Source organism: Pandoraea sp. LA3 (assembly GCF_022696215.1).
In the GTDB taxonomy this organism is placed as follows: domain Bacteria; phylum Pseudomonadota; class Gammaproteobacteria; order Burkholderiales; family Burkholderiaceae; genus Pandoraea; species Pandoraea capi.
Genome location: NZ_PTPY01000035.1, coordinates 404,088 through 430,979, shown reverse-complemented (window position 1 = coordinate 430,979; position 26,892 = coordinate 404,088). Strand labels below are relative to the sequence as shown.

At 65.2% G+C, this 26,892-nt stretch carries 21 protein-coding genes; 18 read left to right on the top strand and 3 right to left on the bottom strand.

The features are described 5' to 3' along the window. Window positions 1-163: 163 nt before the first annotated feature. Window positions 164-8,116 (bottom strand): discoidin domain-containing protein, encoded by a 7,953-nt coding sequence (locus C5N93_RS17280; protein WP_242560255.1) that lies wholly within the window; start codon window positions 8,114-8,116, stop codon window positions 164-166. 565 nt (window positions 8,117-8,681) lie between these two features. On the opposite strand from C5N93_RS17280, the gene gspG reads away from it, so the two are divergent. The 12 genes from gspG to C5N93_RS17220 are packed head-to-tail and all read left to right on the top strand — an operon-like array spanning window position 8,682 to window position 19,362. Next, on the top strand, window positions 8,682-9,140 hold the full coding sequence (gene gspG / locus C5N93_RS17275) for a type II secretion system major pseudopilin GspG (RefSeq protein WP_242560254.1): 459 nt from the start codon (window positions 8,682-8,684) through the stop codon (window positions 9,138-9,140). Window positions 9,141-9,178: 38 nt separating this feature from the next. Further along, window positions 9,179-10,393 (top strand): type II secretion system F family protein, encoded by a 1,215-nt coding sequence (locus tag C5N93_RS17270; RefSeq protein WP_242560253.1) that lies wholly within the window; start codon window positions 9,179-9,181, stop codon window positions 10,391-10,393. Then, window positions 10,390-12,093: a GspE/PulE family protein gene (locus tag C5N93_RS17265; protein ID WP_242560252.1), complete on the top strand. Its 1,704-nt coding sequence runs from the start codon at window positions 10,390-10,392 to the stop codon at window positions 12,091-12,093. The genes C5N93_RS17270 and C5N93_RS17265 overlap by 4 nt, the downstream gene beginning before the upstream one ends. After that, window positions 12,086-12,955, top strand: coding sequence for a hypothetical protein (locus tag C5N93_RS17260; RefSeq protein WP_242560251.1), 870 nt, complete (start codon window positions 12,086-12,088; stop codon window positions 12,953-12,955). Before C5N93_RS17265 ends, C5N93_RS17260 begins: the two co-directional genes overlap by 8 nt. Then, the gene (locus tag C5N93_RS17255) at window positions 12,952-13,515 is read left to right on the top strand and encodes a PilN domain-containing protein (RefSeq protein ID WP_242560250.1); all 564 of its coding nucleotides are present in this window, start codon (window positions 12,952-12,954) and stop codon (window positions 13,513-13,515) included. The genes C5N93_RS17260 and C5N93_RS17255 overlap by 4 nt, the downstream gene beginning before the upstream one ends. Further along, a complete protein-coding gene (locus C5N93_RS17250; protein ID WP_242560249.1) occupies window positions 13,491-14,087 on the top strand; it encodes a hypothetical protein in 597 nt (198 codons plus the stop codon). Before C5N93_RS17255 ends, C5N93_RS17250 begins: the two co-directional genes overlap by 25 nt. Next, entirely contained in the window at window positions 14,084-14,740 is a 657-nt protein-coding gene (locus C5N93_RS17245) for a hypothetical protein (protein WP_242560248.1), read from the top strand. Before C5N93_RS17250 ends, C5N93_RS17245 begins: the two co-directional genes overlap by 4 nt. After that, on the top strand, window positions 14,737-16,899 hold the full coding sequence (locus tag C5N93_RS17240; protein WP_242560247.1) for a secretin N-terminal domain-containing protein: 2,163 nt from the start codon (window positions 14,737-14,739) through the stop codon (window positions 16,897-16,899). Before C5N93_RS17245 ends, C5N93_RS17240 begins: the two co-directional genes overlap by 4 nt. Next, the gene (locus tag C5N93_RS17235) at window positions 16,899-17,447 is read left to right on the top strand and encodes a type II secretion system protein (protein WP_277990338.1); all 549 of its coding nucleotides are present in this window, start codon (window positions 16,899-16,901) and stop codon (window positions 17,445-17,447) included. The genes C5N93_RS17240 and C5N93_RS17235 overlap by 1 nt, the downstream gene beginning before the upstream one ends. A gap of 36 nt (window positions 17,448-17,483) precedes the next feature. Continuing rightward, the gene (locus C5N93_RS28470) at window positions 17,484-18,032 is read left to right on the top strand and encodes a prepilin-type N-terminal cleavage/methylation domain-containing protein (protein WP_347403312.1); all 549 of its coding nucleotides are present in this window, start codon (window positions 17,484-17,486) and stop codon (window positions 18,030-18,032) included. After that, window positions 18,019-18,831, top strand: a complete 813-nt coding sequence (locus C5N93_RS17225; RefSeq protein WP_242560246.1) for a type II secretion system protein — start codon at window positions 18,019-18,021, stop codon at window positions 18,829-18,831. The genes C5N93_RS28470 and C5N93_RS17225 overlap by 14 nt, the downstream gene beginning before the upstream one ends. Before the next feature lie 6 nt (window positions 18,832-18,837). After that, window positions 18,838-19,362: a lytic transglycosylase domain-containing protein gene (locus C5N93_RS17220; RefSeq protein WP_242560245.1), complete on the top strand. Its 525-nt coding sequence runs from the start codon at window positions 18,838-18,840 to the stop codon at window positions 19,360-19,362. Window positions 19,363-19,429: 67 nt separating this feature from the next. Here C5N93_RS17220 and C5N93_RS17215 read toward each other — a convergent pair whose 3' ends face one another. Together C5N93_RS17215 and C5N93_RS17210 are read right to left on the bottom strand one after the other, a co-directional pair. Then, complete coding sequence (locus C5N93_RS17215; RefSeq protein WP_242560244.1) at window positions 19,430-19,966, bottom strand: cytochrome b; 537 nt, start codon at window positions 19,964-19,966, stop codon at window positions 19,430-19,432. Then, window positions 19,963-20,994 (bottom strand): catalase family peroxidase, encoded by a 1,032-nt coding sequence (locus C5N93_RS17210; protein WP_301232333.1) that lies wholly within the window; start codon window positions 20,992-20,994, stop codon window positions 19,963-19,965. Before C5N93_RS17210 ends, C5N93_RS17215 begins: the two co-directional genes overlap by 4 nt. A 286-nt stretch (window positions 20,995-21,280) precedes the next feature. Here C5N93_RS17210 and C5N93_RS17205 point away from each other — a divergent pair, with 286 nt between their 5' ends. From C5N93_RS17205 to C5N93_RS17180, 6 genes are all read left to right on the top strand, one after another. Beyond that, window positions 21,281-21,817 carry a sigma-70 family RNA polymerase sigma factor gene (locus C5N93_RS17205; protein ID WP_242560242.1) on the top strand — a complete coding sequence of 179 codons (537 nt, stop codon included), beginning with the start codon at window positions 21,281-21,283 and terminating at the stop codon, window positions 21,815-21,817. Continuing rightward, the gene (locus C5N93_RS17200) at window positions 21,814-22,752 is read left to right on the top strand and encodes an anti-sigma factor (RefSeq protein WP_242560241.1); all 939 of its coding nucleotides are present in this window, start codon (window positions 21,814-21,816) and stop codon (window positions 22,750-22,752) included. Before C5N93_RS17205 ends, C5N93_RS17200 begins: the two co-directional genes overlap by 4 nt. A 130-nt stretch (window positions 22,753-22,882) precedes the next feature. After that, complete coding sequence (locus tag C5N93_RS17195) at window positions 22,883-23,914, top strand: acetamidase/formamidase family protein (RefSeq protein ID WP_242560240.1); 1,032 nt, start codon at window positions 22,883-22,885, stop codon at window positions 23,912-23,914. Window positions 23,915-23,942: 28 nt separating this feature from the next. Continuing rightward, window positions 23,943-24,200, top strand: coding sequence for a DUF1427 family protein (locus C5N93_RS17190; RefSeq protein ID WP_242560239.1), 258 nt, complete (start codon window positions 23,943-23,945; stop codon window positions 24,198-24,200). Window positions 24,201-24,210: 10 nt separating this feature from the next. After that, entirely contained in the window at window positions 24,211-24,402 is a 192-nt protein-coding gene (locus tag C5N93_RS17185) for a DUF1427 family protein (protein ID WP_039397456.1), read from the top strand. An 87-nt stretch (window positions 24,403-24,489) separates the two neighbouring features. Then, window positions 24,490-26,877 (top strand): acetamidase/formamidase family protein, encoded by a 2,388-nt coding sequence (locus C5N93_RS17180; RefSeq protein WP_242560238.1) that lies wholly within the window; start codon window positions 24,490-24,492, stop codon window positions 26,875-26,877. The last annotated feature ends 15 nt before the right edge of the window (window positions 26,878-26,892 follow it).

Sequence of the window (26,892 nt, the reverse complement as noted above, 5' to 3'; positions counted from 1 at the left end):
GAAAGAATAGAAATCATTCCAAATTCCCTTCAATACCGGCCGCAATACGGCTCATCCACGTATAGATGACCAGACCATGCGGCAAACGGGCGTTTCACAGAAAAAACGACGGGATGCCATGACTGCGCATCCCGTCGTCTATTTGCTACACAACCTCAAATCGTCAGAAGCCGATCCCCAGAATCAGGTGCTCCGGCGTGGGCGAAACCAGGGTGGAACTCTGGTCCGACACGTCGTCGTACGAGAAACCGTAGGCCTTGCGATCGATGCTGTGGTCATGCCAGAACTTCGCATAGGCGTTGTAAGGCGCCTTGGCATACCAGGTCGACGACGGTGCTGCCCACTGCGTGTCGTCTTCCATGATGTGGCGGTTCAGTGCGGCCGCCACCTGCGCTTCGATCGCCAGCTCCGTCGCATTGCCGGAGGCCAGCGGACCCTTCGCTTCGAGCATGTCCTGCGTGTTCGGATGGTTCACGTAGTACTTGCCGCCCACAAAGGCGCCGTTGCCCTGATCGACTTCGGTGAACACCAGCTGGTCGCCGACCGTCTGGCCGACGAACTTGCGGGCGTTACCCCACATCAACAGCGTCAGCGTGTGCGTACGGTAGTACTCCCACATGCTGTCGATGTACCCGTCGAAGTACTTGCCGTTCGGTTGTCCCGCGTCGAAACCACCCTTGCTCGGTGCGGCGATGCGCAGCGGCGACGGGTTGATCGGCTGGAACTCCGCCGGCACTTCCTTCTGGTACGCCGCGAAGATCGAAGCGCGCGACTCGGTGATACCCGAGCGAACGTGCGTCGTGCGGTTGCTGCCGTACAGGTCTTCCGTCAGCGGGAAGCCGAACTGGTCGACCTGCGTGTTGTTGAACCACATACCGTTGTCGCCGTACGTGAATTCATACCAGTCGAAGAGCACATCGATGTTGGGATCCGTCGGGTTGCGCAGGTCGGGACCTGCAAAGCCGAGATTGCCGGCCTCATCCTTGTTGATCTTGATGTACAACGGCGAACCCAATGCCACGAACGCACGCGCGCCGAAGATCTTCGGGAACTTCAACTGCTTCGCCTGTGCCAGCGTGAAGAAGTAGTTACTGAAGTTCTGTCCGTTCTTCGTCAGGTGCCCCGGCGCATCGTTATCTTCGACCGCCATCGGCACGATCGTGCCATCGGCCTTCAGATACACGAATCGACCGTTGTTTGCCGGATCATGCGCGATCACCGCCACGTAGATCTGATCGTCCGTGTAAGCGCCCTTCGTGTTGTTGCGAAGTTCGACGCCGACCTGATTCGGATAGATCGGATAGTTCGGGATGGTGCCGTCATCCGGCGGATTGGTGTTGCCCGGATCGCCCGTCACCGGCGGCGGCGTCACCGTCAGCGTTGCCGCCGACGAGGTCACCGTCTGACCGGCCGAGTTCGTCACGTCGACCGTGAACGTCGCGCCGTTGTCGGCGGCCGTCGTGGGCTGCGTGTCGTACGTCGACGCGTTAGCACCCGGAATCAGGTCACCACCACGACGCCAGCGATACGTCATCCCGTCCGGGTTGGCGAGCGCGACGGCGAAGTGAGCCGTCTGCCCCTGCTGCACCGTGATACTGGCCGGCTGGCCGGAGATAACGGGCAACGGCGGCGGAGGCGGCGGCGTGCTGCCGTCCGTGGGGCCGTACACTTCGAACTCGAACAGCGAATAACCGTACGGCGACGAGCGCTTGACGCCCGCCATGCGCACGTAACGCGCCGACGTGGTTGCGAACGAGACCGTTTCGACGCCGCCCTGGCCGTTCGGCTGCGAAGCCACACGCGTCCAGTTCTGGTTGTCGTTCGACACCTGAATCTCGTAAGCCGCACCGTAAGCACGCTCCCAGCGCAGCACCACCTTCGACACCGGCACCGAAGCGCCCAGATCGACAGCGAGCCACGCGTCATCGTTAAAATCCGACGACCAGCGCGTACCCTGGTTACCGTCCACCGCAAAACGTGCCGGCGTACCGTCGTTCTCGGCGCCGCTCGCAAAGGCAGACTTGCCCTTCGCGAGGTTGCCGTTGCTGCTGCCGTCAGACGGGGTTTCCGTGGCCGGATTGGTTACCGGAACGGTACCGCCTGCCGGGCCATACACTTCGAACTCGAACAGCGAGTAGCCGTAGGGCGTGGCGCGCTGCTTGCCGGCCATGCGCACGAAGCGCGTGGTGACCGGCGTGAACGACACCTGCTCCGTGCCGCCCTGACCGGCGGACTGGCCGCCGACCTTGCGCCACGTGTTGCCGTCGTCCGAGATCTGGATCTCGTACGCCGTCCCGTAAGCCCGCTCCCAACGCAACTGGACTTCCGAAATCTGGGTGGGGGCACCCAGATCCACGGCGATCCATGCGTTGTCGTTGAAGTCCGACGACCAGCGCGAGTCGGCGTTGCCGTCGACCGCGTTGGTCGCAGGCGTACCCTGCGGGTTTTCTGCACCGCTGGCCGACACGCGCTTGCCGAGTGCCAGGTTCACGGCGGTAGCGCCGTTGTTGCCGTCGCTACCATTTCCACCATTACCGCCATCACCGGTGCCGCCTTGCGGCGGGGCACCGTTGTTGCCGTTGTTGCCGCCCCCGGCCGTAGCCGGGGTCACCGTCAGCTTCGCCGGCGTGCTGGTGATGTTCGAGTTACCGTCATCAGCCACCACACCGTACTGCGCGCCATCGTCGTCCATCGTCGTGGCCGGCGTGTCGTACGACGGGTTGGCCGTCACCGCCACTTGCTGGCCGTTACGGAACCACGTGTACGACAGGTTCGTCGCACCGATCACCGACACCGAGAAGTGCGCCGGCTGGCCCACTTGCACGGATTGCGGCTGCGGCTGCTGATCGAAACTCAACTGCGGACCATAGACTTCGAACTCGAACAGCGAGAAGCCGTACTGCGTTTGACGCTTGACACCCTGCATGCGGACATAGCGTGCGGAGACCGTCTGGAAAGACAGGTTTTCCGTACCGCCACGCCCCGTGTTCTGGGTGTAGACCGTCTTCCAGTCACCGTCGTTGCCGGTGTCGGACACCTGGATCAGGTACTGCTTGCCGTAAGCGGCTTCCCACTTCAGGCGCACCAGATTGACCGCCTGCGACTTGCCGAGGTCGATCGTGATGTTGGCCTTGTCCGCATCCGGATTGTCCTGGAACAGCGAGGACCAGCGCGTCGCGATGTCGCCATCGTTCACGTTCGTCGCCGCGCCGAAGCCCGGATTTTCCACAGGCGTCGACGTCACCGTCTTGCCCAGTGCGAGGTTCGTATCGTTGGACGGCACGCCATCCACGACATTGAGCGTTGCACCGTCGCTCAGCTTGCTTGCACCGCCCGCGCTGACGAGCACGGTGAACTGCGCACCGTTGTCCTCCAGCTTGACGGCCGGCGTGGTGTAGCTCGCCGACACGGCGCCGTCGATCTGCGCGCCATCGCGATACCACTGATACGACAGCGTGCCGTTGCCGGTAGCACTCACCGTGAACGTTGCCGTCTTGCTGATGGCAGCCGACTGGCTCACCGGCGGCGTGACGATCGTCGGCGGCGGCACCTGCGGGTTGTTGCCGCCCGGATCCTGCTGGGGCGCCGTCACCGTGAGCTTGAACTTCTGGCTCGTGACGCTGCCTGCGGCATTGCTGGCGATGACGTAGTACTGCGAGCCGTCATCTTCCTGCTTGACCGCCGGCGTGTCGTAGATCGGCTCCGACGACGTGTAGACCAGCGTATCCGAGGTCTCACCGGCCTTCGCCACGCGATACCACTTGAACGTGAGCGGGGCCGAACCGTTGATGCCGAGGCCGAAGTGCGCCGACGTACCGCGCGTGGCACTCACGTCACCCGGCTGCACCGACACCGTCGGTGCCGTCACCTGCGCCGTGCCCGAGACGCACAGCACCCAGCCCGGAGCGTTGTCGACCAGACCCTGACGATCTTCACCGGCCGACGTGATCAGGTAAGCCTGACGCTGGTCGGTGGCGAGGAGCGTCGACGTCCACGTCGTCCACTTTTCCGGGAAGGCGCACGCGGCGCTGTTGTTGCCGGCGATCGACAATGCTTCGTCGCGCGTCGGCAGGCGCTTGCCCTGTGCAGCACAGTAGTCGGCAGCGGAAAGCTGCGTGAACTGGTGGTTCGGATCCGTCGTCGCGTACTGCTTGCGGTTCCAGATCAGCGTGCTGGCCTTGTCCTGCGCTTCGCCCGGGTTGAGCACCGTGTAACGTTCGTTGGTATAGAGACCGCCGTCGTTACAGTTCGGGACGTTGTAGACCTCGATTTCATACAGCGAGTAACCATAGGTGCTCGCGCGCTTCTGACCGACCATGCGGACATAGCGTGCGGTCACCAGCGGGAACGTGAAATCGTCCACGCCGCCGCTGAAGCCGGCCGCCGATTCGTAGGCCTTCGTGTACTGAACGTTGTCGTTCGACACTTCGATGCGATACGAGCTGGCGTATGCGGCTTCCCAACGCAGGATCATGCGGTTGATCGGCATCGGTGCGCCGAGGTCGACCGTGATCGATGCGGTGTCGCCATCCTTCTGGTCCGAGCTCCAGCGCGAGCTGACGTTGCCGTCGGTCACGTTGCTGGCCGGCATGCCTTGCGGATCCTGATAGCTGCTGGCGAACGCGCGCTTGCCCTGCGCCAGGTTCACACCCGGTGCGGCCTGGCTCAACGTCGCCGGATCGCTCGTCACGCTCTTGCCCGAGGCGTTCGACACCGTGACGGTGTACTTGCCCAGATCCTTCGGGGCGACGGCGTCGATCGTGAGGCTCGGCGAATCGCCGCCCACCACGCCCGTCGGGCCGCTCCACAGGTAATGCAGGGGCTTCGAACCGTCGGCCACGACCGTGAAAGTCGCGCTCTGGTTGAGCATCGCCACCGTGTTGGCCGGCGGGGTCGTGATCGTCGGCACGGTCGCCGCGTTGACCTTGAGGGCCACCGGGGTCGACGTCACCTGCGCCAGCGGGTTCTTGACGAACACCTTGAACATCGCGCCGTCGTCGTCCGGACCCAGCACCGGAGTGGTGTAGGTCGGCGACTTGGCGCCATCGATGGCGACGTCGTTGCGGAACCACTGGTACTCGATCACCGGCGAGCCGGTCACCGCGACGCTGAACGTCGCCGTCTGGCCGACGAACACCGTCTGCGCGGCCGGCGGCGTGTCGATCGTGACCGCGCGCGCCGGAATCACCGACAGCACGGCATCGTTCGACGTGATGACGCCCACGCCGTTGCGAACACGTACACCGTAGACATGGCCGTTGTCGTCGCCGATCGCGGCCGGGGTGTCGAGGCTGCTGCCCGTCGCTCCCGGAATGTCCTGATGGTCGCGCTGCCACTGGAACTGCATGGGCGCGGCACCCGAGACCGTCACATCGAAGTGAGCGGGCTGGCCGACGCTGACCTGCTGGCTGGCCGGCTGCACCACGATTTGCGGTGCCGAGGTCGCGGCCTGCACCGGCACGATGACCGGGGCCTGCACGTCGTACGAGGCCGTACCGCTGCCCAGACCCGGCGACGTTGCGGTGACGTTCACGTGGCCCGTCTGGAACGTGCTGCGAATCGCAATACGCGTCAGACCGCCTTCGGCTGCGAGCTCATGGTCGCCCGGCGCGTGATAGCTCGCGGGCTTGTCCATCGTCACGATGTGATCCCAGCCGCCGCGATAGTTCGCGACTGCCGTGTTGTCGACGGAGAACGTGATGAGGTTCGAAGCGTTCGGCACGACGACGCCCTTGGCATCGACGACCATCGCCGTCACGAACACGGCGTCGGAGCCGTTGGCCGTGACCTGGAACGACTGACCGTTCGGACGAAGCACTTCCGGCACCACCGACAGCACGATGTGGTCGGGTGCGCCAGCCGTGTACTGCTCGTCGAGCACGGGGCGGCCGTTGTACGTCACCTGTGCACCGAAGCCGTCCACGCACAGCGCCTGAATATGGCCGCCGTTCGCTTGCACGTCATCCCAGTGCGCCTGCCCCACGAGCCCCGTGGTCGTGCCGGCCGAGTTGTCGGTCGACGTCGAGAGGTTGTTCGGCTTCTGATCGGCGCCCTGCACCACGTCGTTGATGACGAGACGCACGGCCGGGCAGTTGCTGAACACGTTCACGCGCACCGGACCGCTACGGTTCCAGGTGTTCGCAAGGTGCACCACCGGCTTGATCGAGAACGGCGTCCACGCGGCTTGATACGCGTAGTACAGCAAGCGCGGGAAGCGGTTGCCGTCGGTCATCGATTCGCCCAGCGAGCGAACCATCGGACCGGTCGGATTGAGCTTCGCGTCGTAGGTCTTGCCGCTCCAGTAGAAGCTGTCTTCACCCGGCGTATCCGCCAGATACCAGTGAGCGATACCGAAAGCGTTGACCAGAACACCGCTGCGCCAGTCGTTCAGGAACGACGCCACCTGATCCATTTCGAAGTCGTAGTTCTCGCGGAACTCACCACGACCCCAGTATTCGGCAGACCAGGCCGGCTTGTTCGGGAACTGGTTCTTCACGCCAACTTCGCAACCCTGACGCGAGCAGCTCAGGATGTCGCCGTTGAGCGCGTTCGGCGTACGGTCCGCCTGTGCGCGCGTGTTGACCGGATCCCACTGACGACCGATGGCGGCGAGCAGCGGCGCGAACGACGTGTTCATGATGCCGTTGTTCGCTTCCCAGGCCAGCACGGACGGGTTGTTGCGATCGCGCAGGATCATGTCGCGATGCAGCTCGAGCTTCAGCGCGTACTTGTCGATCTTGTTCTGCGGACAGTCCGCCGTCGGCGACGCCAACTGGTAGCAATCGTTGAAGCCGTTCTCACCGTCGCCGCTCGGTTGCACGACGAAGATCCCCAGCGCGTCGGCCGCGTTGAGGAATTCGGTGCTCGAGGACGAGTGGCCCGGACGGTACAGGTTGCCGCCGGCATCGGCCAGCAAGCGCAGATCGCGCCACTGCTGCTCTTCCGGCACGGCGGTGCCGAGGCCCGGATAGTCGTAGCGGCCCGAAGCGCCCCACAAATGGGTCGGATAGCCGTTGATGCTCGGGAAGTTGTTGTCCCAGGTAATCAGGCGGATACCGAGCGGGCTTTCCGTCGCATCGACCACGACACCGCCCACGCTGACCATGTGGAACACACGGTACATGTACGGACGGCCGCGCGGCACGTTGTTCGGATACCAGAGCGTCGGTTTGTCGACGACCAGATTCTGACGAACGAGCGTCGGGTGATAGCCCGGGCCGGCATTCGGCGGCAGGACCACATCGTCCTTCGCCTGCTTGACCACCGTGCCCGACGCGTCGACGATCTGCGTGGTGACCTGTGCGGTCTGCGCAGCGCCCGACTCGTTGAGCACGTTCGTTTCGATCTGGATGTTCGCCGACGCCGCCGTGCCCGAGCCATCGGTGGCCGGGCTGTCGATGCTCACGGTGGAGACGTGCGTCCCCCACGTCTGCATGACCGGGTAGTCGTTCAACGGAATGTGAACCGGATCGGTGACGTACAGATACACGGGACGGAAAATCCCCGTGTCGCCCTGACCGAAGCGGAACGCGCCCGAGAAGTCCGGATCCTGGAACCAGTCGCCGTTGGCCGCAACGCGCACGGCGATCACGTTGTCGGTCACGCCGTCGGCCGTCACCATGTTGGTGATGTCGATGGCGAACGGCAGGAAGCCGATCACGTGCGTGGCGTCCGGACTGCGAACGCTGCTGCCCTTGACCGGCGTGCCGTTGACGTAGACCTGCGCGCCCATGTGCGCGCCTTCGAACTCGATGATGACCTTGCGGCCAGCATAGGACTTGTCGAGCTTGAGATGCTTGCGATACCAGCCGCGCCCATTGGGCACATCGCCACCGCTCTGCGTGTTCGAGAACATGCTGTTCTCGTTCATCGAGTGCGGAATCCCCACGTTCTTCCAGCCGGAGTCGTCGAATCCGGGCTGTGCGTAGGCAGTGGAGTCATCACCCAGGAACTTCCAGGGTGTGGCGCCGAGGTTGATCTTTACGCGTCCTGACGCCGGTATGGGTATCGGCGCCGCGCCCGCGTTCGTCTGAGGCGTGGCAGTGCCCGCCATCAGGAACATCCACGCGAGCAGCAGCCCGGTGCATGTCCACGCTAATGAGTGTCGTTTTCTCATTTCGTCATTGTGGTTCCGATTGAACCCGTGCAACATTCGCTCCCGCCATCTCGAGACCACCGGAGATGCGTTCGAAAAATGTCGACGGTTAGATTGAACTCCAAACGAGTTGCAGTGGTCTGACCCACTTCGGGCGCAATACTAAGTTGGCTTTACGCGACGGATTTTTCACGAGTGTCATTAATAGTTTTCATTTGAACGACCTCGCAAGGCGCTGAATTCTCAAGCACCAAAACCGTGAAATCCTCGCGACCCCAGCGCCGACAAGGCGACTTTGGATGCAGCGCAACAATCCTCAAATTTGCGCTGTAGGACAAACCACCCGCGACTTGGTAAATGCGCGGAGACATTCGGATCCCTGTCTTCTTCGCGCCTCCTCGCACTGAATTTTTTGCAATTCACTGCTGAGGGATTTACATCTTCCCCACCCTTCGCAATTCCACGATGATGCGTGCGGCCGCATTCTGTTCGGCCCGATTTCGTTCGCCGATTTTTTCGACGTGTCTTGCACGTCGTTTAGTTCGGGCAACGATCCGCCGTCACACTCACTTCGAGCTCACGCGTCATGAAACTCAGCCTGCCTGCCCGCCGTCGCGCCTCCGCCTTCAGTCAACGTCGCGCTCAGCGAGGTTTCACGCTGCTCGAATTGCTCGTGGTCGTGGTCATCATCGGTTTGCTCGCGGCATATGTCGGACCGAAGTACTTTGCGCAATTGCGAAAATCCGAAGTGACGGTGGCCAAAGCGCAAATCGACGCGTTCACCAAGTCGCTCGACGCCTACCGTCTCGACGTGGGCCGCTACCCCACCACGGCCGAGGGACTTAATGCGCTGATGGTCGCGCCGACCTCCGCCGGTCAGGCGTGGAATGGCCCGTATCTGCAAAAGGCGATTCCGCTCGACCCGTGGGGCCATCCCTATCAATACACGTCGCCTGCCACGAAGGGCGAGTACGAGGTGATGTCCTACGGTCGCGACGGCCAGCCGGGCGGCACCGGCGACGACGCGGACATCGTCTCGCAGTAAGCGCCCCCCGTTCGCCCATCCGCGATATCCGCCGGCGCATGCATTTCGACGTCCGCACGATAGGCCCGCAAGGCACGATCGAGACCCTTCGTATCGAGGCAGACAGCCCCGAGGACGCGCGCCGTCGCGCGCAGGCCGACGGCCGCTTCGTGAGCGAAGTCCGGACCGTGAGGGTGTCCGGGTTGCCCTTGGTTCGCTTAGGTCGCGGCAAGGGCGTGACCGGTGCGAAGAAGCTCTCGCTGGTGCTCTTCAGCCAGGAGTTGCTCGCGCTCATCAACGCGGGGCTTGGCGTGGTCGAATCGCTCCAGGCGTTGCACGAGAAGGAGAGCAATCCGGGCGTTCGCGAATGTCTGCACCGGCTGCTCGAAAGCCTGTCGTCGGGCAAGCGCTTCTCTGCGGCACTTGCCGAACAACCGCGCATCTTCCCGCCGCTCTACGTCGGCATCGTGCAGGCCGCCGAAGGTACGAGCGATCTGCCGCGTTCGCTGGCCCGTTACGTGGACTACCAGCAGCGCGTGGACAGCGTGCGCAACAAGGTCGTGAGCGCCGCCATCTATCCCTGCATCCTCATGTCAGTGGGCGGCGCGGTGAGCTTCTTCCTGATGATGTACGTCGTGCCGCGCTTCGCCGAGGTGTATCAGGGCGCGGGGCGGCAACTGCCGTTCGCCTCGCAACTGATGCTCGACTTCGGGCAGCTTGTGAGCGGGCACACCACGCTGTTCCTCGCAGCGCAAGGCGCCTTCGTGCTGTCGCTCGTGATGCTCTGGCGACGGCTGCAAAGCCGGGGCGGTGTCGTGCTGCTGCTCTCGCGCATTCCGGTGCTGCGTGAGCGCGTGCGTATCTACGAACTGGCGCGCGTGTATCTCACGCTCGGCATGCTGCTCGAAGGCGGCATCACGATCCTGCGCGCGCTGGCGACCGTGCAACCGATGGCGTCCGTCAATCTGCGCGCCGCGCTCGCCACCGCGTCGGCAAGCGTGGATGCGGGCACGCCGCTGTCCACCGCTTTCGAAGCCGCAGGCCTCACCACGCCGATCTCGCTGCGCATGCTGCGCGTGGGCGAGCGTACCGGTGAGATGGGCCCGATGCTCACCCAGTCGGCGGCGTTCTACGACGGCGAAATCGATCGCTGGATCGACCGCTTCACGCGCTCGTTCGAACCCGTGCTCATGGCGGCCATCGGCCTTGTCGTCGGCGCCATCGTGATCCTGCTTTACATGCCCATCTTCGATCTGGCGGGAGATCTCTCGTGAGCACGCTCGACCTCAGCCCTCCCGACACGCTCATCGACGCCGCACAGGTCGCCCGCGCCCGCGAGATTCAGCGCGAGACGGGACAGGATCTCGTCGCCGCGCTGCACTCGCTCACGGGCGGCGACCTGCGTGACGTGGTGCTAGCCCTCGGCACGCAACTGGGCTTGCCGGTGATGGATCTGGCCGACATGCTCGCCGCGAAACCGGCGTTCGACACGGTATCCCTCTCGCAGTCCTTGCAGCGCCATTGCGTGCTGCTCGCGCGTGCGGACGGCGCGCTCGTGGGCGTCGTCAGCGATCCCTTCGATCTGGACTTGCGTGTCTGGCTCGGCGCGCGCGCGTCGACCCCGGCGCCCCTGCCCTTCGCGCTGGCGTTGACCGACGACCTCCGCGCCTACCTCGCCAAACAGGAGGAGACGGCGCGGGCCATCGATCACGTGGTCTCCGCAGACGGCGAGAGCGTGGGGAGCGACCGTACGTCGACTCGCCTGTCATTCGCCAGCGTTGCCGAAGGCGCAAGTCCGGCGGTCAAGCTCGTCAACTCGACGCTATACGACGCCCTCAAGGCGGGCGCGTCGGACATTCACCTCGAGAGCACGGCGACCGGACTGGCCATCAAGTATCGTGTGGACGGCGTACTCGATCATGCGGCGTCGGCACGCGGCACGGACCTCGCCGAGCAGGCGATTTCGCGCCTGAAGGTGCTGGCGGAACTCGACATTGCCGAGCGACGCATTCCGCAGGACGGCAGCTTCCGCGTGGAGGCGGCCGGGCGCGACATCGATTTGCGCGTCTCGATCATGCCGAGCATTCACGGCGAGGACGCCGTGATCCGGATTCTCGACAAGCGCGCCATGATCGAAGCGTACGGTGCGCTCACGCTCGAAGCGCTCGGCTTCGATCCGGCGTCGCTCGTCAGCCTGCGGGCGCTCGCGCGCGAAGCGTACGGCATGCTGCTCGTGACCGGCCCGACCGGCTCGGGCAAGACGACCACGCTCTACGCCGCGCTCACCGAGATTCACGACGGCCGCGAGAAAATCATTACCATCGAAGACCCGGTCGAGTACCAACTGCCGGGCATCCTGCAAATCCCCGTGAACGAGAAGAAGGGCCTGACCTTCGCGAAGGGCCTGCGCTCAATCCTGCGTCACGACCCCGACAAGATCATGGTCGGCGAAATCCGTGACCGCGAGACGGCGGAAATCGCCGTGCAATCTGCATTGACGGGTCACCTGGTGCTCACCACCGTGCACGCGAACAATGTGTTCGACGTGTTCGGCCGCTTCAACCACATGGGGATTGACCCCTACGCCTTTGTCTCGGCACTCAACGGCATCTGGGCCCAGCGGCTCATGCGCGTGAACTGCCCGCATTGCCGGGAAGACGCCCCGACGCCCGACGACGCCGAGCTGGCCAGCGTGGGCCTGACACGCGCCGACGTCGCCGACTTCCGCTTCATGCGCGGTCGCGGCTGTTCGCAGTGCCGTGGCTCGGGCTACAAGGGACGCCGCTCGATTGCCGAGATCCTGATGCTCAACGACGAGCTTCGCGAACTGGTCGTGGACAAGCGCCCGATCCGCCAGATCAAGGCCGCAGCACACGCGAACGGCACACGCAGTCTGCGCCACGCCGCACTGATGCTGGTGCGCGCGGGCGACAGCACGCTGGAAGAAGTGCGACGGGTGACGACGAATGCTTGAATGGCGAGCGCAATCCCTGCATCTGGGCGTGTCGCGCGATGCGGCAAGTCTGGTACTGCGCGAACACCCGTCGCAGAAGTCGCACAAGTCGCAGAAGTTGCAGACGTGGCGGGTGCTCGGCTCGTCGTCGCTCGCGGCGTTCTCCGGCGAGGCTTATGTGCCTGCGCTACGCGACGCCGTGCACGATCTGCTCAGCCAGCATGCCGCGCGTCGCGCCACGCTCGACATCGTGTTCGACGACCGCCTCGCACGCCTGTGGATGACCACGCCGCCCGCCGGTGCGACACGCCCATCCGACATCGAGGGCGCCGCCATGTTGCGCTTTGCCAATCTGTTCGGCGAGACACCCGAGCACTGGCAGATCGCCGGGGACTGGCAAGTCACGCATCCGTTCTGCACGGCAGCTTTGCCTCGTGCACTCGTCGATACGCTGGTCGTGACGGCGCAGGCGTGCCGCGTCCCTGTCACGAGCATCGCGCCGCAATTCGTGCGTGCGTGGAACCGCTGGCAGCGGCAATGCCGCACACCCGGCTGGTTTGCCGTCATGCATGACGATCTGATGCGCATCGGCATCGCCAACGGTAGCGACGCGCACCATCGACTGCATGCGATTCACGAGGTAACCATGCCATCGGACCGCGACATCTACTGGCTCGCCCAGACACTGGCGCGCACCGCCATGCTCATGGGGGTCGCACCGGCCACGACACTGCATCTGTGCGGCACAGTGCGGAACGACGCACGTGTCACGCTCGCGGCACTGCATGTGAACACGCTGGCGTCGGCGGCGGTGCATGAAACAAGCGACGGACACGACTGGCAGGCCACCGATGTCCTCGCGACGGGCGGAGCGCTGGTATGAGCGGCATGACACGCATCGCCATCGATTTCGCACCGCGCGGCTGGCAGCGCACGCTACGACAACTATCACCGCGCTGGTGCGTGGTGCTGGCGCTCGCCGTCGTGATCGCCACGGTGGCGGCGGTGCTCGGTTACCGCGTCTATGTGCGCGACCAGGCGCGGCAAGCGGCCGCACAGCGCGTTGCACAACGTGAGGCTGCGCACGCTCGCGCCAATCCACCGGTCGCCCCCATCGTGGTGCCCGTGGCGCAGGCGAACGCCATCAACGCCATCGCCCGCACGCTCAATCTGCCGTGGCGCGAACTGCGCGATGCACTCGACGCCTCGGCCATGGCGAACGTCGCCCTGCTCTCGCTCGCCCCCGACGTCAACCGGCATTCGGTGCGCATCACGGCAGAGACGACGTCTCCCGACGACATGATCATTTACCTGCGTGTGCTGCGCGAACAGCCCTTCTTCTCCGACGTGCAATTGACGCATCACGAAATCAACGAACAGGACATCAACCGTCCGATTCGCTTTGTCCTGGAGGCCGTATGGACGGTATCGGCCGCTCACTGAGCCTGCGTCTGCCTGCGCGACCGACTGCGCCGTTGCTGCGCGCGCGCATCGCGTTCGCCCGTCTGGGTGTCGCGCGAGCGGCAGTGCTCGCATGCTTGCTGTGTGCGCTGATGGCGCTCGCGGCGTTCGGTCTGGCATTGACGCGAGACGATACGTCGTCAGTCGTGGCCGCGGTCTCCGGCAAGCGCCGCCCGTACGGTCCATCGCAGGCATCGGCCCCCGTGGACGCGGGACTGCTGGCGTTCTTCGAGACATTGGGCAACCGTCGTCAGAACGACCTGCACATCAAGCTGTTCTTCGATCTGGCGAAGCAGAACGGCCTCACGCTCAAGCAGGGTGAGTATCAGTACGGCTACGACAACGCCGCGCACGTCGCCACGTGTCAGGTCGTGTTGCCGCTCAAGGGCAACTACGACGCCATCTGGCATTTCGTGCTCGAAGTGCTGAAGACGCTGCCGTTCGCGGCCTTGCAGGACATCAACTTCAAGCGCGACGCCATTGGCGACGCCGCCGTGAGCGCGCAGGTGCGCTTCACGCTCTATCTCCGGGACGGCCCGGTGCGTACCCCATGACGCGGCGTAGATGGCTGCTGTGGGGCTCGCTCGCCGCCAGCATTGCGGCTGCGCTCGCGGATCCTTCGTTTTTGCCGTTCCTCGATACGTCGTCGAGCGCGCCGGTTGTCTCGCCTGCGCTGCCGGTCACGCACGCGCGGGTGCGTCCGGCTCCCGGGGCCAGTCAAGCGATGGCCGCAAGCACGGCGGACACACATACCGAAGCAGACGACCTTGCCGCCTACCGACGCGAACTGCTCGCGCAGGTGCGTGCGTTCGTGTCGGGCAGCGGCCCGAGCGTCGGCGCATCGTCCATCGTCGCGCCGACGCCGCGCGAGCATCTCGTCGACACCGACGGAGCACCTGCATCATCGGCGCGCCTGTTCGCCAGTCAGAACTGGGGGCCACCGCCGCCCGCGCCGTCATCCGCGCCCGCGCCCCTCGCACCGCTGCCGCCTACCGCGCCGCCGATGCCGTTCACGTATCTCGGCAAGGCGCAGGCCGCCGGGGCTTGGGAGGTCTATCTGGCGCGCGGCGAGAAGACCTTCATCGTGCATGAGAACTCGGTCGTCGACGACGTGTACCGCGTCGAGTCGATCAAGCCGCCTCGCCTGTCGCTTATCTACATCCCCATGAACCAGCAGCAAGAGTTGGATATCGGAGGCGCGCAGTGAAGTTGCCCGTCGCATTCTTTTCGTCGTCGCCTTCGTCACGCTCGTCGCACCTGGCCCGGACCGTGACCTTGCGCGCGACGGTGGTGCTTGCACTCCTCGCGCTTTCCGGTTGCGCGGCCCAAATGGCGCTGCGCGACGGTCGCGACCTCATCGCTCATGACCAGCCCGAGGCCGGTCTCAAGAAGTTGCAGGAAGCGAGCCAGCGCGATCCGGCCAACGGCGAGTACCGCCTGATCTACATCAACGCGCGCGACAAGACCTTGCTCGACTTCATCAACAACGGCGAGAAGGAGATGACGGCGAACAAGCTGCAAGCCGCCCGGCCGTGGTTCAAGCGCGCGCTCGATCTCGATCCGAACAACGAGAAGGCGAAAGCCGATCTGCGCACGCTCGACGCCCTGCTGCGTCACCAGAGCATGATCAAGCAGGCGTCGATTTCCATGGACGAGCGACGTTTCGACGCCGCGCGCAAGACGCTCGAACAGATCCTGCGCGAGCGGCCCGACAACGACGCAGCCCGTGCCATGCTCGCCGAAGTGGAGTCACGCGCGGCGCAACCGGTACTCAGCGCGGAACTGTCCGACGCCTACCGTCAGCCGTTGTCGATCGAATTTCGCGACGCGCCCCTGCGTCAGGTGTTTCAGGTCATCGCCCAGCGCTCGGGGCTGAACTTCGTGTTCGACAAGGACCTGAAGGCGGACACCAAGGTCTCGATTGCCCTGCGCAACAGCACCGTGGAGCAGGCGCTGTACTTCCTGCTCGTGACCAACCAGCTCGAACAGCAGGTGATGGACAACAACACGTTGCTCATCTACCCGAATCTGCCCGCGAAGGTGCGCGAGTACAAGGAAATGGTCGTGCGCACGTTCTTCCTGAACAATGCGGACGCCAAGCTGGTCGCCGCTTCGCTCAAGACGCTCACCAAATCGACCGACATCGTCGTCGACGAGAAGCTCAATGCGGTGATCGTGCGCGACTCCCCCGAGGCGATCAAGGTCGCCGAGCAGGTCGTCGCGCTTCAGGACCGCGCCGAGCCGGAAGTCGTGCTCGACGTGGAAGTGATGGAAATCACGCGCAGCCGGTTGCAGAACCTCGGCATTCAGTGGCCGGACAAGGTGGTGCTCACGCCGCTGTCGTCGGCAGGCAGCGGTTCGGCGCTCACGCTGGCCGATCTGCTCTCGCCCACGCGCAATACCGTCGGCGTGGGCTCGCCGTCCGCGACCGTCAACCTCAATGCCACCGACGGCGACACCAACATCCTCGCCAACCCGCGCATTCGCGTGCGCAACAAGGAGAAGGCGAAGATCCTGATCGGCGACAAGGTGCCGGTCATCTCCACGACCGTGGGGGCCGGGGTCGGCGCGTTTGCGTCGGAATCGGTGAGCTATATCGACGTGGGCCTCACGCTCAATGTCGAGCCGACCATCTACATGAACGATCAGGTCGGCATCCGTATCTCGATGGAAGTCAGCAGCCTGGGCGCGAAGACGACGACGAACTCCGGCAGCACCGTGTTCCAGATCGGCACGCGTCAGGCCTCGACCGTTCTCCAGTTGAAGGACGGCGAGAATCAGGTCCTCGCCGGTCTGCTCAACAATCAGGAACAGACCTCGGGCAACAAGATTCCGGGCCTTGGCGACTTCCCGATTCTCGGCCGCCTGTTCGGCAACACCACGAACAACGATCAGAAGACCGAGATCGTGCTGTCGATCACGCCGCACATCGTGCGCAACGTAGTGCGCCCCGCCGAGCGCGCCACCGAGTTCCTGTCCGGCACGCAAGGCAACTTCCGTCGTCGTCCCGCACCGGCACTGCCGGACGCCACGCCGCGCCCGCAAACCGCTACCGTCGTGCCGGGCGTGGTGATGACCACGTCAGGGGCAGGCGGTGCCGCTGTGGCGGCCAACGGGCTGTCGCTGTACGAGGCGTCGCACGGCGCACCGGCTGTGGCTGCGCCGACGCAGCCGGCACCGGTGGCGCCGCTGCCGCCGCCCGCTGCCGCCGCTCCCCCTGCCGGCGGTGCGGTACCGCCACCGCCCGGCAATCCCGTGCCGCCGCCTGCGCCGACACCCACGACCGTGCTCGGCCCGACCAGCGACCCCGTGCCGCTTTCGTCGCAACAACCGGTGCCCGTGGGCGGCGCGCCCGCGCCGCGCTGATGCCCAAACCGATGCCGACGCCTCGCCTGCCGCGCCGCGCTCACCACGCTCACCGCGCCACACGACGCCCGTGCGGCGGGCGTCAGCGCGGCTTCACGATGATCGAGCTGCTGGTCACGCTCGCCATCATGGCAATGCTCGCCGCGCTCGCCGTGCCGGTATCGCAACTGGCCGTGCAGCGTCGCCAGGAACAGGAGCTTGCGCGCGATCTGCGCGAAATCCGCCACGCCATCGATGCCTACAAGCGCGCGTGGGATACCGGTCACATGGAGAAGAAGGCCACGGAGACGGGCTACCCGCCCTCGCTCGAAATCCTCGTGCAGGGCGTGCCTGACATGCGCGATCCGAAGCGCAAACGGCAGTACTTCCTGCGACGCATTCCCCGCGATCCGTTCAACAACGACGACTCGCTCACGGACTCGCAGACATGGGGCAAGCGCAGCTACGCGAGCCCGCCCGACACGCCGGCCGAGGGCGAGGACATTTACGACGTCTACACCCTGTCGCAGGGCGTGAGCCTGAACGGCGTGCCCTATCGGCTCTGGTAACGACACCGGGAAAGACACTGCTGCGTGGACTTCGACATGAACCGCCTACCGAAAACCCGTTCGTCCCGATCCCATCGTGCATCGCGTGGCGCTCGTGGCGCGCGCCGCTACGGCGGCTTCACGCTGATCGAGCTGCTGGTGGTGCTGGGCATCATCGCCACGCTCGCAACGCTGATGATCCCGAACTACGTGCCCGCCATCAGCAAGGCGAAGAACACCGTGCTAGCCGAGAATCTGCGCACGCTGCGCAAGGTCATCGACCAGTATTTCGACGACACCGGCCACTACCCCGCGAATCTGAACGAGCTGGTCGAGCGCAAGTATCTGCGGGCCGTGCCCGTCGACCCGGTGACGGGCAGCGACACCACCTGGATCACCATGACGCTGGCCGAGAACGCCGCACAGGACCCGAGTGCACAAATTCTCGCCACAACGCGCGCCGCGCAGGAATCGGCGCGCTTCGGCGCCTCCACCCCGACGCCGCCGCCCGGTGCGATTCCCGTGATCGAGGACAAGGGCGTGTGCTGCGTGAAGAGCGGCGCGACGGGCACCGACCCGGCGGGCAAGGCGTATGCGGACTATTGAACGACGCGCACGCCCTTGCCGGCGCGCCCGTCATGCCCAGCGTGGCTTCACCTACGTGGGGCTGCTGATTCTGGTCGCCGTGCTGGGACTGGTCGCGGCGCTCACCATCCGCGTGGGTGCGCTATGGCAACGGGCCGCGCGCGAAGCGCAGTTGCTGGAGATCGGGGCCCAGTTCAGCGACGCCTTGCGGGCCTATGCGGACGCCACACCCGCCGGTCAGTTGCCGCAGCCGCCGAATCTGGCTGCGCTGCTGCTCGATCCGCGTTTTCCGACGCCGCATCGCTATTTGCGCAAGATCTTCGCAGACCCGATCACCGGCAGTACGGACTGGGGCATAACGTACGTGACGACGAACAAAGGCGTGCTGGAGGTGTACAGCCGCTCGTCGGCAACGCCCCTGAAGGCAGGCCACTTCGACGAGCAATTCGGCACATTCGGCGGAAAGACGCATTACTACGACTGGCGCTTCTCGGCGGCGACAGCGACGCCGGTCGTGCTGCCGTCTACCCCGACGCCGGGTTCCGGCCCCGGGACACCCGTGGACGATTCGATGAACAATCCGTTCGGCAATGCCTTCGGAGGTCCGCAAAGCCCCTCGAACGTATCCAACTCGCCGAATGCCAACGTCGGCAACACCGCCCTCGGTGGCAATAACTTCGGCAGCAGTTTCAACAGTCCGCAGAATAATTCGTTCGGCAGTGCGCCAGAGAATCCTTCGGGGAATGCGTCGGCAGGATCGCCGCCGTCCGCCTCACCGTTCTCGTCATCGCCAGCCCCGCAATCCAAGACCGATTTCTGACGCCCCATGCGCCCGAGCCTTCCTCTCGATCCGCCCTATCCGCCCGATCTGCCCGACCATCGATTCGTTCCGCGTCGTTACCGCTCGCGGGCGCTCGCGTTCGCGGGCCTCGCCATCGTGGCGCTAACCATGAGTCGGCCGTCGCACGCCGACTGTTTCGACGACGCCGCAACCTATCACCATGTGAACGCCGATGTGCTGCGCGCCATCGCGTGGGAAGAATCGAACAACCGGCCCGACGCCCGCCGCACGAACACGAACGGGTCGGTCGACTACGGCCTGATGCAGATCAACTCGGTGCATCTGGAAGCGCTGGCGCGCTTCGGCATTGGCACCGACGACCTCATGGTGCCGTGCAAGAGCGTCTACATCGCCGCGTGGCACCTGCAACGTCAGATGGCGAAGTACGGCAACACGTGGGCCGCCATCGGCGCCTATCACTCGGCCACACCGGCCCTTCGCGACGCTTACGCCACACGCATCGCCGCCAAACTGAACGCGATCCGGGACGCGCGGGAGAATCGGCGCTAAGTTCCTGAGTCCCCGGGTCATCCGCCCCCTCGGCGCACCGAAGGAGCTGCTCCTCAAAGCGATGCGTTCACCGGCCCCGCGCCATGCTGGAGAACACGCCGTCACGCCGGATCAGGCCGTGCATGAGCGCGGCGGCCAGATGCCCGATCACCAGCGCGAACAGCGCAAAGGCGAGCCACGTGTGCAATGCACGCAGCAGCGCGAACAAACGCGCGTCGGTCGACACCAGCGGCGGCAGATGATAGGCGCCGAACAGCGTCACCGGATACCCACCGGCCGACACCATCGCCCAACCGATCAGCGGCATGATCAGCATCAACGCATACAGCAGCAAGTGCGACGCCTTCGCTGCCGTTTGCTGCAACGACGGCACGCTGTCGGGCAGTGGCGGACTGCCGCGCGTCACCCGCACGATGATGCGAACCAGCACCAGCGCGAGAATCAGGATACCCAGCGGCCGATGCAACGCGATCAGCAACGTGTGCGCCTGCGACAGCGTGCTGACCATGATCACGCCGATGAACAGCATGGCAAGCATCGCCACTGCCATGCTCCAGTGCAACCAGCGCTGAAGTAAGCTGAAATGAAGATGGGGACGAGTCATTGGGCACCTCCCTGAGCAGACGTCTTGACCGACGGCGCACCACTCAGCGCCTCTTCGCGCGTGCGACGCTTGTACGACAGCGCATACGCCGCCGAGCGTGCCGCGAGCAGCGGATCGCCGGACGGCTCGATGCCCGAAGGCAGGATCGTCGGATCGAAGTTGATATCGCGGCAGGCGCCGTCATCCTGCGACGTCGCCTGCGAGAGCACCAGCGTACCGGCATCGATCTGCTGCCGCGTGGCAGGCCACTGACGTGTCGCATCGTCAATCGGATCGCCGGGCTGCGCCACCGTCAGCATCAGATGCCACCGCACCGGTCCCTGCTTCAGGCGCGTGAACAGCTCCCCGGCGAGGTAGTTCGCTTCCCCCTTCTCTTTGTCCGACACGGTGTCGAACGGCAATTCGGGCTGCATCGACCAGCGAACGGCCTGGCGTTGTCCGTTGGCGTCGACGAAATAGAACGCGTTGATGCCGTAGTACGCCGCATTGGCGTAGCTCGACGACGGCGGATGCCCCTTCACCCAATCGCGAAACGCCTGCGTGTCGGGGTGCGCCGCGAAGAACGCCTGCAACTTCGCGGGATCGGGCTTGCCCGTGGCCGGATCAGGGCGCGAGGCCGCAAGCTGAGCGTAAAACTCCTCCGGCGTGCGCACGGCGAACAGCGGCGTGGTGTTCATGCCGGTGCGCCATTGCTGGCCGTCGGCTTGCGTGAACATGAGGGCCATGCTGCGAATCGGCACGCTGTTGTCGGATGCTGTCGGGTTCGGGCCGGGAATCGCAAAGCGTCCGGTCACCGGCGTGCGGCCCGGCGCGAAGACGGCGGCCTTCGAAAGCGCGACGGCGTTGCCATTGCTCTCGAAATAGCCGTCCACGCAAAGGCCCTTCGCGTGATTGCGGCGAAAGCCCTCGTGGACACCGGCATTGGTCTCGAAGGTGTCGATGACGGTGTTCGCACTGAGGCGCTGCGGGGTCAGCCAGCCGGCGGCATAGGCGAAGCCACCGGCGAGCAGGCCGACGACGGCGACGATGGCCGCCGCCCGGCAAGGCACGCAGATGGCTCGGGGGTCAGACGGGGAAGGTTCTGTCACGAAGGAGGCTCCTTGGGATGACGTCGGGGGGATCGTGCGACTTTCGGGAATCTCAAAACGGCGTTGCCATCAAGGTAGAACACCTCACGCACCGGCTTATTCCCCGACGCCCGAAATTTTTCCGTCGCATGGAATAAGCTGTCGGGAAAAGGTGTTGACCCGGATATGACCCCGATCCTCATTCGGATGACCCCGAACCACCCGGCCCCAGGCCTCAATTAACAGCATGGACATCCGCGACCAGCTGTACGACCACGTTCCGCGCCTGCGGCGGTATGCGCGCGCGCTCACGGGCAACCCCGAGTTGGCCGACGACCTCGTGCAGGACACGCTGGAGCGCGCGCTGAGCCGTCACACCATGTTCGAAGCGGGCACCGACGCCCGCGCATGGCTCTTTACCATCATGCACAACCTGTTTCTCAATCAGCAGCGCCGCGCGCCCGCGCAGGCAGCGCACGTGTCGCTGGACGAAACCGACATCGCCGAGCGCGAAGTCGCCGTGCCGGTCGACCCCGCACGCCGTCTCGAAATCCGCGATCTGGACGAAGCTTTGCGGCACCTGCCGGCCGAGCAACGCGCCATCGTGCTGCTCGTCGGACTGGAAGACATGAGCTATGCGGATGTCGCCGCGTCGCTGCAAGTCCCCATCGGTACCGTCATGTCGCGCCTCTCGCGCGGCAGGCAGCGGCTGCGCGATCTGATGTCGGGCATCTCGCCGTCCGGCGGGATCCAGCAACCCGCGAAGCTGAAGGTGGTGCGATGAACGACCGGAACCGTACGATCGACGACAGCGAGCTGCATGCTTACGTCGACGGAGAACTGCCACCGCAACGCCGCGCAGAGCTGGACCGCGCGCTCGCCGAGGACCCTGCGCTGGCGGCGGCCGTAAGCGAGATCGTCGCGCTCAAGCGCGCACTGCACGCCCGTTACGACGACGTGCTCGACGAGCCGATCCCCGCCCGTCTGCAACGGCCGCAGCCGCGCCCGGGGCAGATGCCCGGTGCGCCTGATATGCCTGAACTGACGGAACCGCAACGAGCCCGGCGCATGAGCGCCGCCAATTGGCCCCATTGGCCACGCGTCGCCGGACTGGCCGCCGCGCTGGTCGTGGGCATCGGCATCGGCGTGCAGGGCAACCGGATGTGGTCGACCCCGTCGTCACCCGCCGCGCCGTCGCTGGCGATGACCGATGGCGCCGGTGACATCGGTGGCAGAGCGAACGCCGTCACGGTCGCCGACAGCGCCGTGCGCTTTGCCCGGCGCGCGGCCGTCGCCCACGTCGTCTACATGCCCGAGATCCAGCGGCCGTCGGGCGTGGACGGACAAACCGAAGCCCGTTTCTCGCAGTGGATCGCCGGCCGTCTCGAGACCACCGCGCATGCGCCCGACCTCAGCGCGCGCGGCTTCCAGTTGAGCGGCGGGCGCGCACTGCCCGACAGTGACGAGCGCGTGATCCAGTACATGTATCGCAACGACGCGGGCGAGCGCATCACCGTGTGCATCTCGCCGGCCGGCGTGGAGGGTCAGCCGGCGGCATTCCGCTTCTATGAGGATGGGCCGGTCAAGGTCTTCTACTGGGTCGACAAGACGTTCGGTTATGCCATTTCGGGCGGCATCGACCGGCAAACGTTGCTGGGCCTGTCGCAAGACATCTACACCCAGCTGGAGGCGCGCGGGCGGGCGGCGCAGCACGGGTAAACGTTAGTTCCTCCCAGCAATAGAGAAGGTGTCAAACGCTCCTAATGGTGCGTTTTTGTCGGGCACTACCATGACTTCACCGTGAACAGTGTTTGCGGGCAGTCCGACAAAAATTCTCAGGAGACATGGCATGCTTCACGACCTTCCCGCACGGCCCGACACGGTGCATTGGGGCTACTTCGACGCGACACAGAAACCGGCGCTGACGATCAGGAGCGGCGATTTCATTCGCGCCGAAGCGGTCACGCATCACGCGGGCGACGCCCCCGATCTGATGATGGACGACGCCGTGCGCGCCATCTACGACACGATTCCTCACGAAGATCGCAATCCGGGCGTGCACATCATGACCGGCCCGATCTACGTGGAAGGCGCGAAGCCGGGCGACATGCTCGAAGTGCGCTATCTCCAGATGATTCCCCGCTTCCGTTTCGGCGCGAACGTCGCGGCGCATTGGGGGCAACTCTACGACGACTTCCAGAAGGAACGCGTCACCATCTACGAACTGGACAACCGTTCGAACACCGCTCACGCCCTGTACGCCTACGACTATCCGGGCAAGCTCACGACACCGGGCAAGGTCGTCGACCATCGCGAGTGCTGCAAGCAACCGGCACTGGCCGGCGTGCGTGTGCCGGTGCGACCGCACCTCGGCACCGCAGGCGTCGCCCCCGACGCGCAGGGCCGTGTGACGACCGTCGAGCCGGGATTGCACGGCGGCAACATCGATAACTGGCGCATCGGCGCCGGCGCGACCATGTATTACAAGGTGCAGGTCGACGGCGGGCTCTTCTCCATCGGCGACCCGCACATCTCGCAAGGCGACGGCGAAATCAGCGGCACCGCCATCGAAGCCTCGCTCAACGTGCTGTTCCAGGTCGTGCTGCGCAAGGATTTCGAGTTCCCCTCGCCGCTGCTGGAAACCCCCGACTGCTGGATCGTGCACGGCTTCCATCAGGATCTGGACGAAGCGGGCAAGAACGCCGCACGCGACATGATCACGCTGCTCACCGACCAGCAGGGACTGTCACGCGACGACGCCTACTCGCTCATGAGCGTGGCGGCCGACTTCGGGGTGACGCAGGTCGTCGACGGCACGCAAGGAGTGCACTGCACCATGCCGCGCGGCATGTTCCCGCCCAAGACGCCCAAGTCGGATTAAGTCCTGACGGCACCCGGAGGACCCACCCATGCAATACGTCTACGTCGGGCGCAACGAGCTTGTCGCCCTGATCGTCGGATTGGTGACGGGCACGCTGTACTCGTGGCTCGATCTGCCGATTCCCGCACCGAATGTGCTCGGCGGCATCTTCGCCATCATCTTCACGTATCTGGGCTATCTGATCGTGAACGTGTGGCGCCGCTCGGTCACGTTCGGACGTCCGCCCGCTGACAGCCTGTCGGGTGCCGGGGCATCGCCTTCGTCCCCTTCTGCCGGTCAGTTCTGAGGAGCGCATCATGGTCGAAATCACGCTCGGGGCGACCGAGTTGCAGGCCGCGGCGGTCGGGCTCGTCACCGGTGTGCTGTACACCGGCGTGCGGGCGCCGATTCCCGCGCCGAACGTGCTCGGCGGCATCTTCGCCATCGTCGGCACGTTCGTCGGCTTTGCTTTCGTGGCGGCAATGCGCGGCCAGTTACACTTCGGCTAGCGCAGTTGCACGTCTGACGTGTGGCCCCGGCACGGTCGACGACGGCCGTGCCGGGCCGCCGTCGTCATTTCCGAAGGAGGCCGGATTTTGGATCGCGCGCACTTCTCAACCGAGTCCTACGCCCAGGATCAGCGCGGGCCTGCGTGGCAAGCGCGCCTGCTCGACGCACGTCTGCATTTTCGCGCCCCCTCCGACGCCCAGCCGCTGCACGGCACGCTGCTCACGCATCGCACGCCCGGCGGCATCGAACTGTCGGTGATCGCGTCCACGCCGCAAACGGTGTCGGCACGCGCGGGCGGCGAGCGTGGCTTCCTGCTCGTCATGCTGCTCGACGGTCAGGCGGCGCTGACGGGCGCGGGCGTGCCCGAGGGCGAGACGCTCGTGGCCGGCGACATGGCCTGCATCCCCGGCACGCACAGCGCCGATCTCGTCGCCCGAACGCCGTTCCGGCTGATCTCGGTGCATGTGCGTCACGCGCTCATCGCCCCGCGTCTTGGCGCAGCGCCGCCAACGCATGCGTGCAAACTTCCCGAGCGCGTGTCGGGTCTGTTCGGCGGCCTGCTCAGCGGGCTGGCCCTGCAACTGGACACGATGCAAGACACCGATCCGCATGCGCTCGAACCCGCCGAGCGCGTGATCCTCGAATGCCTCGCTTCAGCGCTGACGGCCGTCAGACCGCAGGCCTCGCATCTGTCGACATCGCGCACCATCGTGTTCACGCGCATCTGTCACCGGATTCAGGCGCGACTGGCCGAACCCGACCTGTCGCTCAGTGCGATTGCCAAAGACGAGCATGTGTCGGATCGCTACTTGCGAAAACTCTTCGAAGACGCGGGACAAAGCTTCTCGTCCTATCTGCGCAACAGCCGTTTGCAGCGCTGCCACGCAGATTTGCAGAATCCGGCGTACGAGCAATTGACGGTGGCGGACATCTGTTATCGCTGGGGGTTTAACGATCCGTCGTACTTCAGCCAGGCATTTCGCGAGCGCTTCGGCGTGTCGCCCAAAGCCAGCCGCGATCAGGCGTTGCGCGAGCGGGTGTTGCCGGAACGCGCCCGCATCTCGCGCGGCCATCCGGATGTGCCCGCCGGACTCGCTCCACATGCGCCCCATGCCGCCCACGCGGCGCACGCCCGTCTGCCCTCGCACGACGCAACGCCCGGCGGTGACGCGCTGCGCGGCGCGCTCCCCCACGACGCGGGCCGCCATCACTACCTGCGCGCAACGTGCGATTCGGTGCACTGGGGCTATCTGAGTCATGACCTTGCGCCCGTGCTGACGGTCGCGTCCGGGGACACGGTCACCATCGAGACTCTGACGCAACACGCGACCGACGACTGGGCGCGCATGATCGAGGGCGACCCCGGCGCCGAGAGCGTGTTTCACTGGACGGCAACGCAGAAGAACGTCGACCGGCGCGGCGCGGGGCCGATGGATGCGTCGGTCTACGGACGCGGCGCCGGAGAAGGTTTCGGCGTGCACATCTGCACCGGCCCCATCGCGGTGGAAGACGCCATGCCCGGCGACGTGCTCGAAGTGCGGATTCTGGACCTGCAACCCCGCCCGAGCGCCAACCCCGAGTTCGCGGGCAAGGCCTTCGGCAGCCATGCCTCGACATGGTGGGGCTTCCACTATCAGGACATGCTCACGCTGCCGCGCGAGCGCGAAGTCGTGACGGTGTTCGAGATCGATTGCCACGACGGCACCGGCAACGAATCGATGGACGAAGGCAGCGACGTCGCACGCGCCATCTACAGCTTCCGTTGGACACCGCAGCAGGACCCGTTCGGCGTCGTGCATCCGACCATCGACTATCCGGGCGTGCCGGTCGATCACACCCGCATCACCAAGAATTACCGCACGCTCCGGAATGTCGAAATTCCGCTGCGGCCACACTTCGGGGTGCTGGCGGTAGCGCCCGCACAGGACGGCCTGATCGACTCGATTCCGCCGTCGAGCTACGCGGGCAATCTCGACAACTGGCGCGTGACGCGCGGCGCGAGCGTGTTTCTCAAGGTCGCAGTGCCGGGTGCCCTGCTGTCCATCGGCGACCCGCACGCCTCGCAGGGCGACGCTGAACTCGGCGGCACCGCCATCGAATGTTCGCTCACGGGCAACATCCAGTTGATCCTGCACAAGAAGGCGGCGATCGAGGCGAGCGCACCGTATGCCGACCTGACCTATCCGCTGGTCGAGACCCCGACCGAGTGGATCATCCACGGCTTCAGTTCGCCGAATCATCTTGCCGAGCTGGGTCAGAAGGCGCAGAGCCAGATCTACATGAAATCGACGCTCGACAGCGCCCTGCGCGACGCCTTCCTCAAAGCGCGCCGCTTTCTCATGCAAGTCAAACGGCTCACCGAAGACGAAGCGACTGCGATACTCTCGGTGTCCGTCGACTTCGGGGTGACGCAGGTCGTCAATGGCAACTGGGGCGTGCACGCCATCATCCGCAAGGGAATGTTTAACGATTGATCGGCCGCCGCAGGC

What these genes read in the sequence shown, in the direction of transcription:
- C5N93_RS17280 (WP_242560255.1), bottom strand. Translation starts at nt 8,116, where the DNA reads ATGAGAAAACGACACTCATTAGCGTGGACATGCACCGGGCTGCTGCTC.
- gspG (WP_242560254.1), top strand. Translation starts at nt 8,682, where the DNA reads ATGAAACTCAGCCTGCCTGCCCGCCGTCGCGCCTCCGCCTTCAGTCAA.
- C5N93_RS17270 (WP_242560253.1), top strand. Translation starts at nt 9,179, where the DNA reads ATGCATTTCGACGTCCGCACGATAGGCCCGCAAGGCACGATCGAGACC.
- C5N93_RS17260 (WP_242560251.1), top strand. Translation starts at nt 12,086, where the DNA reads ATGCTTGAATGGCGAGCGCAATCCCTGCATCTGGGCGTGTCGCGCGAT.
- C5N93_RS17255 (WP_242560250.1), top strand. Translation starts at nt 12,952, where the DNA reads ATGAGCGGCATGACACGCATCGCCATCGATTTCGCACCGCGCGGCTGG.
- C5N93_RS17250 (WP_242560249.1), top strand. Translation starts at nt 13,491, where the DNA reads ATGGACGGTATCGGCCGCTCACTGAGCCTGCGTCTGCCTGCGCGACCG.
- C5N93_RS17245 (WP_242560248.1), top strand. Translation starts at nt 14,084, where the DNA reads ATGACGCGGCGTAGATGGCTGCTGTGGGGCTCGCTCGCCGCCAGCATT.
- C5N93_RS17235 (WP_277990338.1), top strand. Translation starts at nt 16,899, where the DNA reads ATGCCCAAACCGATGCCGACGCCTCGCCTGCCGCGCCGCGCTCACCAC.
- C5N93_RS28470 (WP_347403312.1), top strand. Translation starts at nt 17,484, where the DNA reads ATGAACCGCCTACCGAAAACCCGTTCGTCCCGATCCCATCGTGCATCG.
- C5N93_RS17225 (WP_242560246.1), top strand. Translation starts at nt 18,019, where the DNA reads ATGCGGACTATTGAACGACGCGCACGCCCTTGCCGGCGCGCCCGTCAT.
- C5N93_RS17220 (WP_242560245.1), top strand. Translation starts at nt 18,838, where the DNA reads ATGCGCCCGAGCCTTCCTCTCGATCCGCCCTATCCGCCCGATCTGCCC.
- C5N93_RS17215 (WP_242560244.1), bottom strand. Translation starts at nt 19,966, where the DNA reads ATGACTCGTCCCCATCTTCATTTCAGCTTACTTCAGCGCTGGTTGCAC.
- C5N93_RS17205 (WP_242560242.1), top strand. Translation starts at nt 21,281, where the DNA reads ATGGACATCCGCGACCAGCTGTACGACCACGTTCCGCGCCTGCGGCGG.
- C5N93_RS17200 (WP_242560241.1), top strand. Translation starts at nt 21,814, where the DNA reads ATGAACGACCGGAACCGTACGATCGACGACAGCGAGCTGCATGCTTAC.
- C5N93_RS17195 (WP_242560240.1), top strand. Translation starts at nt 22,883, where the DNA reads ATGCTTCACGACCTTCCCGCACGGCCCGACACGGTGCATTGGGGCTAC.
- C5N93_RS17190 (WP_242560239.1), top strand. Translation starts at nt 23,943, where the DNA reads ATGCAATACGTCTACGTCGGGCGCAACGAGCTTGTCGCCCTGATCGTC.
- C5N93_RS17185 (WP_039397456.1), top strand. Translation starts at nt 24,211, where the DNA reads ATGGTCGAAATCACGCTCGGGGCGACCGAGTTGCAGGCCGCGGCGGTC.